This window comes from Alkalinema sp. FACHB-956 (assembly GCF_014697025.1).
In the GTDB taxonomy this organism is placed as follows: Bacteria; Cyanobacteriota; Cyanobacteriia; order Leptolyngbyales; family Leptolyngbyaceae; genus Alkalinema.
On record NZ_JACJRC010000017.1, the window covers coordinates 70,250 to 81,528 of the forward strand.

Genomic DNA, 11,279 nt, shown 5'->3' on the forward strand with positions numbered 1-11,279 from the left:
CCTAATCTTGCTTCAGCTTAGGCCGATAGGTAGAGACGACTTGCAACTCCTTAAGCTGCTTGTCTTCCACGTTGGAGGGCGCATTGGTGAGCAAACAGCGGGCCTGCTGGGTCTTCGGGAAGGCGATCGCATCCCGAATCGACTCTTCGCCCGCCAACAGCATCGCCAAGCGATCGATCCCGTAGGCAATCCCACCGTGGGGCGGCGTGCCATACTCGAACGCTTCCAGCAAGAAGCCAAACTTGCTCTGGGCTTCTTCATCGCTGAGGCCGATCGTTGCAAACACCTTGGCTTGCAGATCGGGTTGATAGATCCGTAAACTACCGCCACCGATTTCGTAGCCGTTCAACACAATGTCGTAGGCTTGGGCGCGGGCCGTTGCCAGGTTGTCGCGATCCTCCGGGAACGGGGAGGTAAACGGGTGGTGCAGTGCTTCCAACCGCTTTTCATCGGCATTCCACTCGAACATCGGGAAATCCGTTACCCAGAGCAGATTCCACAGGCTTTCGTCGATCAGGTTCAACTCCCGACCCACCACCTGCCGCAGCCGATCGAGGGTCTTGTTCACCGTCGCTGTATCCCCCGCCCCAAACAGCAGGAGATGTCCGGCTTGGGCTCCGGTACGCTGGAGCAATTCGGCCTTTTGTTCCGGGGTTAGGTTGTCTTTGATGGCTCCGATCGTGTCGATTTCGCCATTTTCCCGCACGCGGATGTAGGCCAGTCCCTTCGCACCTGCAACGGTCGCCTCGTTGAACAGATCCCCACCGGGCTTGATCCGCACGTTGGAAATGGCATCATTGCCCCCCGGAATCGGCAGGATTTTAATAATGCCGCCCTTGGCCACCGCATCGGAGAAGACCTTAAAGCCAGAATCCTTGAGGATGTCAGACACGTCCACCAGTTCCAGCCCAAAGCGAGTATCGGGCTTATCGGAACCGTACTTCTCCATCGCTTCTTTGTAAGTCAGGCGGGGAAAGGGACGGGGAATGTCGATGCCTTTAACTGCCTTGAAGATGTAGCAGACGAGGCGCTCGTTCAGATCCAGAATTTCCTCCTGACCCATGAAGCTCATTTCCATGTCGAGCTGGGTAAACTCCGGTTGCCGATCGGCCCGTAGATCCTCATCCCGGAAACAGCGCGCCACTTGGTAATAGCGATCGAGCCCCGACACCATCAGCAACTGCTTAAACAACTGAGGCGACTGGGGCAGGGCAAACCATTCACCGGGGTTCACCCGAGACGGCAGAATGTAGTCCCGTGCGCCCTCTGGGGTGGATTTGGTCAGAATGGGAGTTTCGACTTCGGTAAATTGCTCTTCATCCTCCAAGAACCGCCGCGCCGACTTAATCACCTGGTGGCGCAGTTGCAAGTTCTTGCTCATGCGCTCCCGCCGCAGATCGAGATAGCGATACTTGAGGCGCAGTTCTTCCTTCACCGTCTCCGTTTCCGCACTGGACACCTGGAAGGGCAACTGTTTGCGCACCGCACTGAGAATTTCAATCTCATCGGCATAAATTTCGATTTCCCCCGTGGGGATCTTGGTATTGAGAGATTCCTCAGGCCGCTGGCTCACCCGACCCGTTACTTTGATCACGTATTCGTTGCGAATGTCTCCGGCGATCGGGTGGGATTGGGGCGTGCGATCGGGATCGCTGACCACTTGCACGGTTCCGGTCTTATCCCGCAGGTCGAGAAAAATCACAAAGCCATGATCACGGCGACGATCGACCCAGCCGAACAGGGTGACAGTTTCTCCGATATTGGCTGCTCGAACTTGACCGCAATAGTGACTACGCATGGCTCCTAATCGTTACTTCTAACTAAATTGAAAACCTTTCCATTATGCCAGCATTTGCCGCATTACACCGGACTGCAATAAAAAGCAGCCCAGCCCCTTCGGGCGCGATCGGGATAAGGCGAGTTGAGCTTTCTCACGTTCCCGTAACATTCCCTGGAAAACGGTTATGCCAATGGGGGGTAAGGATTAAGATTTCGGGGACGCCGTCAGATTATTCGTTTGATCCCCCGACTGACAGGATTTTCGTAACGTAACCCTGGATTACACAGCCCTGGATTACACAGCCCTGGATTACACACTCTATGGAAACATCACAGAAATCGTTCAACTGGAAAGCTATTCCGCTCTATGCACAAATTGCGATCGCGATTGTCCTAGCGATCGGCGTTGGAATTGCGCTGGGGGCGGGTCATGCCAGCGAAGCCGTTCAAGGTTGGGCTAATCACCTAGCCGTGCCCTGTACGCTCATCCTCAAAGCCCTGCGTACCCTGGCGACGCCGCTGATTTTGCTAGCCGTGCTGCATACCTTTTTGACCGCTGACATTCCCGGTCGATCGGGCCGGAAACTCGCGATTTTGCTGATCACCAACACTACGGTCGCGATCGTCATTGGTCTGTTGGTCGCTAACGTGTTGCAACCCGGTCGCTTTGGCAAGCTGGCGGCCCCCACCGAAGGGATGCATGGCAAGAGCTTGGATCCCTGGGGACTGTTGCAGGACATGGTACCGGAATCGGTGGTCAAGCCCTTGGTGGATAACAATGTTTTGCAATTGATTTTCCTAGCCTTGGCCTTTGGCATTGTGCTGCGGGGCATTAAAGCCCACCAAATTGCTGACGGAAAACGGGACTACGTGGCCGTGGAACAGGGCATTGCCGTGATGTTTGAAGCGGTGATTCGCATTTTGCACTGGGTGATTGCCTTGGTCCCGATCGCAGTCTTTGGTATCGTGGCAAAAACGATCGCGATCCAAGGCTTTGAACCATTTAAAGCTCTGGGTGTTTTTGTACTAACGGTGATTCTGGCTTTGCTACTGCAAGGAGTTTATTACCTGACCCGCGTCAAGTTGGGTTCCTGGGTCAGTCCTGGGGGCTTTTTGCGGGGTGGGGCAGACCCTTTAATTACCGCTTTCTCCACGGCGTCTTCCACGGTGACGATGCCCATTACCTTTGAGGCGTTAATTGCCAAGGTGGGCCTGCGGGAATCGTCTGCCTCCATGGGTGCATTGGTCGGCAGTAACTTCAACAACGATGGCACCGCCCTCTACGAAGCCATGGCAGCGTTATTCATCGCCCAGGTTTTGGGGCTCAACCTCAGCCTGCCGCAACAGTTAGTCGTGATTTTGACCTCGATCGTTGCTTCCGTCGGGGCAGCGGGCATTCCGGAAGCCGGACTGGTCACCATGACGCTGGTGTTTAGCTCCGTTGGGTTACCCACGCAGTACATTGCCCTACTGATTACGGTGGATTGGTTCCTCGATCGTTGTCGTACGGCCATTAACGTGATGGGAGACATGACCGTCAGTTGCCTGCTGGATGGGTCAACCCCCCACCAACCGGAGACGGAACCCTTTCTGCTTGATCCCACAGTGGTAGATTAGCGACCACCTGCCGAACCGACCCCCGAAACCCGATAGAATATGGGGTCGGTATCCTAACGTCGGGAAAGGGACGGGGCAAGATGATGGAATGGCATTCGGTGAAAGACTACGAGGACATTCAATATTTCAAAGCCGATGGCATTGCCAAAATCGTGATTAATCGTCCCCACAAACGCAATGCCTTCCGTCCCAAAACCGTTGTTGAACTCTACGAGGCATTTGCCAATGCCCGTGAAGATAGCCGCATTGGGGTCGTTCTGTTCATGGGGGCAGGGCCTCACAGCGATGGCAAATATGCCTTCTGTGCCGGGGGCGACCAAAGTGTGCGGGGCGAAGGCGGCTACATCGACGAAGAGGGTGTGCCACGCTTGAATGTGCTGGATTTGCAGCGGTTGATTCGCTCCATGCCCAAGGTCGTGATTGCCTTGGTGGCAGGCTACGCGATCGGGGGGGGCCATGTGTTGCACATGCTCTGTGACCTGACGATCGCGGCGGATAATGCAATCTTTGGGCAAACGGGGCCGAAGGTCGGCAGTTTTGATGGCGGCTTTGGCGCAAGCTATATGGCACGGATCGTGGGGCAAAAGAAGGCGCGGGAAATTTGGTACCTCTGCCGCCAATACGACGCCCAACAGGCACTAGATATGGGTTTGGTCAATACGGTGGTGCCTGTGGAGCAGTTGGAAGCGGAAGGCATCCAGTGGGCCCAGGAAATTCTGGAAAAAAGCCCGATCGCGATCCGATGTTTGAAAGCTGCCATGAATGCTGATTGTGATGGGCAGGCAGGGCTGCAAGAATTGGCAGGTAACGCCACGATGTTGTATTACATGACCGACGAAGGGGCTGAAGGGAAGAAAGCTTTCTTAGAGAAACGCAAGCCCGATTTCCGGCAATATCCTTGGCTGCCCTAAGGAGAACGGAGCCAATGCCTAGGAAAATCAGAGAGTTAAAAAGTCTATTATTGAAGGCAGGATTTACGTACGAGTCTGGGAAAGGTAGTCACACTAAATGGTCTCATCCTCTGTTACCTGGAAAGCTAACACTGTCAGGCAAAGATGGGCAGGATGCGAAACGTTACCAAGAGCAAGACGTTGAGAGTGCGCTCAGACAAATCGCTCAAATCGAAGGGGAGAATTCATGAATACTCGTTACACCATTATTATTCAATGGTCAGATGAGGATCAATGCTACGTTGTGAGCCTACCGGAATGGGGTGACTACTGCCACACCCACGGGGACACCTACGAAGAAGCCCTACAAAATGCCTGTGAGGTTCTGGAATTGCTCACTGAATCAACCCTGGAAGAAGGCAAGCCTTTACCAAACCCACAGTTATTTGGGCAATTTTTACAATCAGAGTGTGTGGATAAACAGACAGCTTAATAACGGGTTAAACTTGATAGCTTTCTTGGAAAGGGTTGCTAGCAGGTTATTTGGGTGTCAAGGTTGAAGCATTTTTCGAGGCGTTTTGCTTAGCAATGCTATGAGATCGGTGTCTCCCGGCTAAGAGCAGTTTGAGAGAATTGGCAACTGATGTAGATGAGATCGAGGCTTTCATCGTTTTAAGATTCGGGTGGGATTTTAGTTTGTAATACTTTAATCAATGGCGGTATTTCTGACTGAATAACATCCCAGACAATATTAAGATTGACATCATCGTATTCATGCACGAGCCGGTTTCTCATGCCGTTGATCTCTTGCCAAGCAATATCAGGTAAGGTTTGTCGAGTCGCTTCTGAAACTCGTCGAGCAGCTTCGGCAATAACCAAGAGTCGGCGGATGACTGAATCTTGAAGCTGAATGTTGTTGATAAATTCCGCTTTTTTACACTGGCCAACATAAGTGACAACTAGTTTTGCGGATTGCAGCATGTCAAGCAGAAATTGCAGATCTCGTTGCATAAATCACCTGGGCTGAGGAAAGAATTTCGTGGCGGCGGAGATAATTCCGACTGGATTCAATGCCTTGACGGGTGACTAGATCCACAGCCCGATCGAAAAGAGTGGTAAGTTCTGCTTCCATCTGGTCGAGGGTGTTGAAGGTGGGATGCGCGTCTGGATGAAATTGCACCAGGATATCAATATCGCTGTCGGAACAAAAGTCTTCTCTCAGAACGGAACCAAAGAGAGCAAGCTCTGTCACCTGCCATTTTTGACAAAATTCAGCAATTTGCTCCCTAGGAAGCTCGATCGCGATTGTCATGATTGACTCCTTTTAGTTTTGCGATTGATTTCTTGGGTGATATCTGCTACTAGGTCATTTTGGTATAGAGTTGGAAGCGTTTTTAGAGGGGGCTTACTTTGCGATGCGATCGGGGGGAGAAAACGACCTATATATTAACAACAATTGTCCGAGGAAGGAGTGTGTCTATCTTGGTTTGAAGATAAGTGCACGGACAATTTGATTGTGTGTCTTAATACATCCCAGCAAATATTTTCTCTGCTAACTTAATAGGATGACTATTTAGCTTTTTCAGTTCATATGAAAGTCCAACCTGGCATGATTCAACGTCACCCTAATGAGGATATTATGGCTCGAGTTGAGCGGCGTTACAGTAAGAATGCTATTTGTTTACTTGTGATGAGTACTCTATTAGTGAGTCCTTTTCCAGCGTTAGGGCAATCTTCTCAAATATCAATTGACGATCGTGGCGTGCCTGTTCTGGCCCTTGAGTTAAAGGATATTCTCCCGAACGTGCGTCAGACGCGAAGAAAGCGGCGCACACCTAAGCCTTCCCAGCGGCCTACGAGGGATAGGGATACAAACGATTCGCAAATGCCAGACCAAGTTCCGCCTAGTCCTTTTCCCAGGAATTCTCCGACACCTCGTCAGCCGAAGCCGCCAGCCCCGATCAGTCCTCAGGAGCAACAATTTCTAGAGAGCCTTTCTCCGGATGAACGGCAGCTTTATACGGTGATCCAGAGAGCCAAAAAAGTTCTTCGGCAGCAGGCCGGTGCTAATTTGTTAGGGGGACTCATGGGCTTCTCACCCAAGCAGGTGACTCAAAGTCCACAAGACCTCGACCGAGAATTTCAAACGATTATTCGCGATAGTAGGAACTCAAGCAGTTCTGAAACTACGGTAAAGGATAGCAATCACCCGACGGGTGCAAAACCGGGTAATCGATTAATTCAGCGCCTATTGAATAGACGCAGCAATGAAACCCATGAGCAATGGCATACCAGGATTGATCCCCTAGTCTTTGCCACTCCACGGGATGAGTATGAAGCGTGGAAAGCAACTTTATCCTCGACTGATAAACAAGCCTATGATACCCTCGTTCAAAAACAGAGACAGAAGCAGAGCGAAGAAGCGGGCAGAATATTGCAGGATCAAATCAGACGCGATTTATCCTGTCGATGGGTGACTGATCCTCAGGGAGATGGCTTCGATAAAATTCAGGTTTGTGACGACTAGCCATTGGGCAGTTTGGCTCGGGGTGGGGTAGCAACTTATGAGGGCAATTTGCTACCGCCTTGCTAAGCAGTTTGAGGGTAGCGCTGTTCAAGATGCCTGTGTGCGAGGATTTCGATTAGGTGAGGTTGGTTGAACCACTTCTGCTAGAGGTGCTAGGCGGCGAGAGTTTCAGCTTTGTGGGCTTTGGCTTCGTCGGCTTTGGCTTGCTTGGTTGCGCTCTCTGGGGTTGAGCTTTGGCTGGATTCAGGCAGATACTTAAACGCTTCGGCATTTCCGCAATCCAGCCCCCGCCCCAGGCATCCATCGCACCACCATTACTGGCAGGTCGCAACGGTAAGTGGCCTCGCTGTGCCCGCAAATCCGCATTCAGAATTTGCCTATGCCAGCCAACCTTGCCTTCGAACCGCTGGGAATCCTTGTAGTTCTTGCCATACATCCGCATCCAAATGCCCGCCTGGACACTGAACCCAAAGCGATCGTTGCTGTAATAGCGCCACAATTTATCCACCGTCAGCAGATCCTGGCAGGGAAACAGCCGAATATCGCGAGCCACCAGATACCCTTGATCCAACTGATCCGCCGCTTGCAGCATTAGATTGGACGTCATTTCATTGGCCGCTTCCCATTGCCCCTGCCGCAGTAATTGTTGTAGCGGTTCATAGTCGATTAAGCGGCTGGACGGCAGGGTCTCTAGGGGCGTTTGGGGAATGGCTAGGGCGGGTTTCGGCAGCAAAGTTATGCCAGAGACGAGTCCGATCGCGCTGACCCCGATCGCAGCAAGGCCAATTCCACCGATCGTCGTGGAGCCTGTAACCGATCGCCCTCCAGGCAACAATCTAGCCAACGGCAGTTTGGGCAACAACTTAGAACAGCGCGTCAATCTCATAGCAGGTTCCCACGTAACGAGTTCCCCATCAAACCAATGGGTGCCCACCATGTTACCCAAGAAATTCTAGACGTTGCCCAAGAATTTCCAGATTCCCCCCATTCAATCTCAACTAAATCGCAACAAAACAGATCGCAACAAAAAAGGGCCAAGATTGGCCCCCAAGCATGAATTCCAAACTAGGAATCAGTTTACCGAAAACCTACGGCTGCTTGCCATACAAATGCCAGCAACAGGAAGAAAACGGGAATTACAGGCATGATATCTACAAGCGGATTGAAGATCGAGTAAGCTTCCGGCAGCTTCGCCAACAGCATTGCAGCTTCCATGAATCGATTGCCTCTCCAACACAGTATTAATAATTGACACGCATTTTAACATAAACCGCTCTGCAAGAGGGAGTCCGATCGCGGGGAGCATGGGCCTCCCACAGAACCGCCCTATACAAAGAAGAAGATTCCTGGGAAACCCGGTAGCCCCGGAATCGGGTCGATCGGGGGAAGTTCAGGCGGTGGCGTGGGCGTGGGGCTAGGATTTGGGGGCAATGTGGGGGGCTGGGAGGAAGCGGTGAGTACGATCGTATTCAGGTCGTAGGTGGCGCTGAAGGGGCCGGTGGGAGTTGTTAAATTTGTTGTAATAATGCCTTGATTAAAGTTAACAGTTCCTTGGCTTTGGGCTAAGAAGCTGGCTGTGTCCGTCACGAATTTTGGCAGATCCAGACTGGTTTTGATCGTCCCTAAGCTCCCTGTGACATCGATCGCCGCAATGCCATTGGTAAAGACGATCGTGCCTGTGCCTTGCAATGCATCCTTGACCTTATCCGCAACGATCGCCCCTGTCGCAAAGCTGGTCGTCAATTCGCCAAAGGGCGTGGGAATATCGAGGATAATGTTCCCTTTGGAGAAGGTAAAATCGCCGGAAAAGGCGGTCAGGGGAATATTCAAATTCCCTAGAAAGCCCCCGGTTTGCAACGTGACAACGCCTTGATCTAAATCGACTAGGCCACTGATTCCACCCAATGCAACGGGCACTTTGGCATCATCCCCAAAGTCGATCGTCAAGTCGAGATCCCCAAAGGGCGTTTGCAAATCCGTTACAAAAGCTCCGCGACCAAAGTCGATCGTCCCTGTCACGGGGCCTAAGAGCGTTGGCGTATTTACCTGCACCTTCCCATCGGCAAAGGGAGCCGTGCCTTCTAAGCTGTTGACCAAATTCACGATCGTAGAACTGATCAAATCGGCAAAATTCAGCGTTCCCTGGAGTTGACCGCCGCCATAGGTCAGATTAGTGGTGGCAACCCCCTGATCCAGGCTAATGGTTCCGTTGAGCGTCGTTAGTCCAGCGGCTAAGTCTCCAGCGAGCTTCACCAAGTCCAAGGGGGCGTTGAACAGTTCACCCGTAGGGCTCGTCAAGCTGCCAGTGACGATGCCATTTTCGCCAAGGGTGAGGGTTCCGCTCGCGGATTTTAAGGTGTTTAAAAAAGCCTGGGCATTGCCTGTCCCAAAAATGGGATCTAGAAATGAGCCCGTGGGTGGTGGTAAGGGGTCTTCGAGTCTTAAGCCGGCTGAGGGGGGTGTGAAAGGTGCAAAACCGCTGGGGGACAGCGTGGACAGTAGCATGGAATACCTCGATGTGGTAAACGACTACCCAGGGTAGATGACTAACCAGGGTCGGTAACTACAAAGCGTTGATCATTGCCAAGCAGTAGATAACTACAAAAAAGTAGATCGCTACAAAAACATAGACAACTACAGTAGATAGCTACGCCCTGTACCTTAACAACTGTTTATACTAATCGAGGTATGTCTTTAGATAGAGTTGCCGAACTGCAAAGATTGGTTTTCCTAAAGGCTTTCACGGAAAGCTATCGAAATCCTAATTCCTCCATGTCTTGGTGTCTCCATTGATTGATTTGCAATTACCCTAGGCGCAGCTTGCAGTTGAATTTAGCCTGTTTGGTTCTGAATTCAGACACAGCTGCTGGGTTGCTCCCTCAAACGAGGGAGGTTGTTTTCAGCATTGTCTAACCTGTGACTGGTGCAATCCATTCAGCAAATTCTGTTGTGAAGGTGCCCGCTAGGATCGATTGCCGAATGCGTTGGGTAAACCGGACTAACTCAGTGATGTTGTGAATTGAGAGTAAGGTGTAGGCTAGTAATTCCTGCGATCGCAACAAGTGACTGATATAAGCCCGACTAAAGTTTTGGCAGACATAGCAGGAGCAGGTCTCATCTAAGGGGCGGAAGTCTTCCCGGAATTTCGCGTTTTTCAAATTCCAGCGTTCGCCCCCCACTAAGGCAGAACCATGACGCGCCAGCCGGGTCGGAATCACACAGTCAAACACATCCACCCCCGCCGCGATCGCCCGTGCCATTTCACGGTAACTGCCGACGCCCATGAGGTAGCGCAATTTATTCTGCGGCAACAGGGGAGCCGTATGCTGTACCACTTGATCGATCACTTCCGGCGCTTCCCCCACGCTAACGCCCCCGATCGCGTATCCCGGCAAATTCAAGTCCACCAATTGCCGCGCCGCCTCCGCCCGCAGATCCAAAAATTCGCCCCCTTGGACAATGCCAAACAGCGCTTGATCTGCCTTGCGGCTGTGGGCTGCGACACAACGCTTCAGCCATTCGTAGGTGCGTTCCATGGCTTTTTCCACCGTATCCCGTCCCACTCCAGGGGGCGCACATTCATCAAAGGCCATGATCACATCTGCGCCGAGGGTGTTTTGAATGGCGATCGATTTCTCAGGCGTTAGGTGAATCAGCGATCCGTCACGGGGCGATCGAAAGGTCACGCCATCATCGTTAATCTGATTAATTTCACTGAGGCTGAACACCTGAAAACCCCCGGAATCCGTCAGCATGGGGCCAGACCACCCCATAAACTTATGCAATCCCCCTGCCATTTGCACAATGTCTTCACCGGGTTGTAAATGCAAATGGTAGGTGTTGGATAAAACCATTTGTGCACCTGTGTCCTGAAGCTGCGCAGGTGTGACGGTCTTTACATTGGCCAATGTTCCCACGGGCATAAACCGAGGTGTTTCTACCACGCCATGGGGGGTGTGGAAAACCCCTGCACGGGCGTTGGTGTAGGAGCAAGTGGCTTGGACTTCGAAGGTGAAGGACATAGGGTTAGCTAGCCAGAGAGGAATGAAAGAGATAGGAGAATAGATTATCCATCGCGATCGCGATGGATACAAGATTCAGAAAGGAGAATAGCAATACCGGATTCGGGTTTAGTTAGATAGCATAAACACTAGGTAGCAGGAAGGCACTGCACTAAAGAAATTTGATCATAGATTTCTTGATTTTCTTCTTGGGCTTGACGCAGGTCATACTGTGCTTGTAAGTTTAACCAGAACTGAGGGCTATTCCCAAAATAGCGGGATAACCGCCAAGCCGTATCTGCGGTAATGCTACGTTTCTCAGCCAAGATTTCGCTAATACGGGTTTGAGCAACTCCAATGTCTTTGCTGAGACGATAGGGCGTAATCTCTAAGGGTTCTAGAAATTCCGATTTCAAAATTTCACCAGGATGAATGTGGGGAAGACGATCGTTGTCCATAGAACTT

The 11,279-nt window shown here is 51.6% G+C and carries 13 protein-coding genes; 5 read left to right on the forward strand and 8 right to left on the reverse strand.

The window, feature by feature from the left end:
* Window position 1: 1 nt before the first annotated feature.
* On the reverse strand, window positions 2-1,798 hold the full coding sequence (gene aspS / locus H6G21_RS17195) for an aspartate--tRNA ligase (RefSeq protein WP_190574662.1): 1,797 nt from the start codon (window positions 1,796-1,798) through the stop codon (window positions 2-4).
* A gap of 302 nt (window positions 1,799-2,100) precedes the next feature.
* Here aspS and H6G21_RS17200 point away from each other — a divergent pair, with 302 nt between their 5' ends.
* The 4 genes from H6G21_RS17200 (at window position 2,101) to H6G21_RS17215 (ending at window position 4,779) form a co-directional block, all read left to right on the forward strand.
* Window positions 2,101-3,396: a dicarboxylate/amino acid:cation symporter gene (locus H6G21_RS17200; RefSeq protein ID WP_190574663.1), complete on the forward strand. Its 1,296-nt coding sequence runs from the start codon at window positions 2,101-2,103 to the stop codon at window positions 3,394-3,396.
* Between the two features lie 80 nt (window positions 3,397-3,476).
* Window positions 3,477-4,307, forward strand: a complete 831-nt coding sequence (gene menB / locus H6G21_RS17205; protein WP_190574664.1) for a 1,4-dihydroxy-2-naphthoyl-CoA synthase — start codon at window positions 3,477-3,479, stop codon at window positions 4,305-4,307.
* A gap of 14 nt (window positions 4,308-4,321) precedes the next feature.
* The gene (locus tag H6G21_RS17210) at window positions 4,322-4,537 is read left to right on the forward strand and encodes a type II toxin-antitoxin system HicA family toxin (protein WP_190574665.1); all 216 of its coding nucleotides are present in this window, start codon (window positions 4,322-4,324) and stop codon (window positions 4,535-4,537) included.
* Window positions 4,534-4,779, forward strand: a complete 246-nt coding sequence (locus tag H6G21_RS17215) for a type II toxin-antitoxin system HicB family antitoxin (RefSeq protein WP_190574666.1) — start codon at window positions 4,534-4,536, stop codon at window positions 4,777-4,779. The genes H6G21_RS17210 and H6G21_RS17215 overlap by 4 nt, the downstream gene beginning before the upstream one ends.
* Window positions 4,780-4,958: 179 nt before the next feature.
* Here the strand turns inward: H6G21_RS17215 and H6G21_RS17220 are convergent, their stop codons facing one another.
* Together H6G21_RS17220 and H6G21_RS17225 are read right to left on the reverse strand one after the other, a co-directional pair.
* The gene (locus H6G21_RS17220; RefSeq protein ID WP_190574667.1) at window positions 4,959-5,297 is read right to left on the reverse strand and encodes a DUF86 domain-containing protein; all 339 of its coding nucleotides are present in this window, start codon (window positions 5,295-5,297) and stop codon (window positions 4,959-4,961) included.
* The gene (locus H6G21_RS17225; RefSeq protein WP_190574668.1) at window positions 5,269-5,598 is read right to left on the reverse strand and encodes a nucleotidyltransferase family protein; all 330 of its coding nucleotides are present in this window, start codon (window positions 5,596-5,598) and stop codon (window positions 5,269-5,271) included. The genes H6G21_RS17220 and H6G21_RS17225 overlap by 29 nt, the downstream gene beginning before the upstream one ends.
* Before the next feature lie 573 nt (window positions 5,599-6,171).
* Between H6G21_RS17225 and H6G21_RS17230 the strand changes: the two genes are divergently transcribed.
* Entirely contained in the window at window positions 6,172-6,813 is a 642-nt protein-coding gene (locus H6G21_RS17230) for a hypothetical protein (RefSeq protein ID WP_190574669.1), read from the forward strand.
* Between the two features lie 115 nt (window positions 6,814-6,928).
* On the opposite strand, the gene H6G21_RS17235 is transcribed toward H6G21_RS17230, so the two are convergent.
* From H6G21_RS17235 to H6G21_RS17255, 5 genes are all read right to left on the reverse strand, one after another.
* On the reverse strand, window positions 6,929-7,699 hold the full coding sequence (locus tag H6G21_RS17235) for a GUN4 domain-containing protein (RefSeq protein ID WP_190574670.1): 771 nt from the start codon (window positions 7,697-7,699) through the stop codon (window positions 6,929-6,931).
* 191 nt (window positions 7,700-7,890) lie between these two features.
* Complete coding sequence (locus H6G21_RS17240) at window positions 7,891-8,028, reverse strand: photosystem II reaction center protein K (protein WP_190574671.1); 138 nt, start codon at window positions 8,026-8,028, stop codon at window positions 7,891-7,893.
* Between the two features lie 111 nt (window positions 8,029-8,139).
* Window positions 8,140-9,318, reverse strand: a complete 1,179-nt coding sequence (locus tag H6G21_RS17245) for a hypothetical protein (RefSeq protein ID WP_190574672.1) — start codon at window positions 9,316-9,318, stop codon at window positions 8,140-8,142.
* 404 nt (window positions 9,319-9,722) lie between these two features.
* Window positions 9,723-10,835 (reverse strand): tRNA guanosine(34) transglycosylase Tgt, encoded by a 1,113-nt coding sequence (tgt, locus tag H6G21_RS17250; RefSeq protein WP_190574673.1) that lies wholly within the window; start codon window positions 10,833-10,835, stop codon window positions 9,723-9,725.
* Window positions 10,836-10,963: 128 nt separating this feature from the next.
* The gene (locus tag H6G21_RS17255; protein ID WP_190574705.1) at window positions 10,964-11,272 is read right to left on the reverse strand and encodes a HigA family addiction module antitoxin; all 309 of its coding nucleotides are present in this window, start codon (window positions 11,270-11,272) and stop codon (window positions 10,964-10,966) included.
* Between the last annotated feature and the right edge of the window lie 7 nt (window positions 11,273-11,279).

Coding starts and splice junctions, on each gene's coding strand:
- aspS (WP_190574662.1), bottom strand. CDS start 1,798: ATGCGTAGTCACTATTGCGGTCAAGTTCGAGCAGCCAATATCGGAGAA.
- H6G21_RS17240 (WP_190574671.1), bottom strand. CDS start 8,028: ATGGAAGCTGCAATGCTGTTGGCGAAGCTGCCGGAAGCTTACTCGATC.
- H6G21_RS17255 (WP_190574705.1), bottom strand. CDS start 11,272: ATGGACAACGATCGTCTTCCCCACATTCATCCTGGTGAAATTTTGAAA.
- H6G21_RS17235 (WP_190574670.1), bottom strand. CDS start 7,699: ATGAGATTGACGCGCTGTTCTAAGTTGTTGCCCAAACTGCCGTTGGCT.
- H6G21_RS17220 (WP_190574667.1), bottom strand. CDS start 5,297: ATGCAACGAGATCTGCAATTTCTGCTTGACATGCTGCAATCCGCAAAA.
- H6G21_RS17230 (WP_190574669.1), top strand. CDS start 6,172: ATGCCAGACCAAGTTCCGCCTAGTCCTTTTCCCAGGAATTCTCCGACA.
- H6G21_RS17245 (WP_190574672.1), bottom strand. CDS start 9,318: ATGCTACTGTCCACGCTGTCCCCCAGCGGTTTTGCACCTTTCACACCC.
- H6G21_RS17225 (WP_190574668.1), bottom strand. CDS start 5,598: ATGACAATCGCGATCGAGCTTCCTAGGGAGCAAATTGCTGAATTTTGT.
- tgt (WP_190574673.1), bottom strand. CDS start 10,835: ATGTCCTTCACCTTCGAAGTCCAAGCCACTTGCTCCTACACCAACGCC.
- H6G21_RS17210 (WP_190574665.1), top strand. CDS start 4,322: ATGCCTAGGAAAATCAGAGAGTTAAAAAGTCTATTATTGAAGGCAGGA.
- menB (WP_190574664.1), top strand. CDS start 3,477: ATGATGGAATGGCATTCGGTGAAAGACTACGAGGACATTCAATATTTC.
- H6G21_RS17215 (WP_190574666.1), top strand. CDS start 4,534: ATGAATACTCGTTACACCATTATTATTCAATGGTCAGATGAGGATCAA.
- H6G21_RS17200 (WP_190574663.1), top strand. CDS start 2,101: ATGGAAACATCACAGAAATCGTTCAACTGGAAAGCTATTCCGCTCTAT.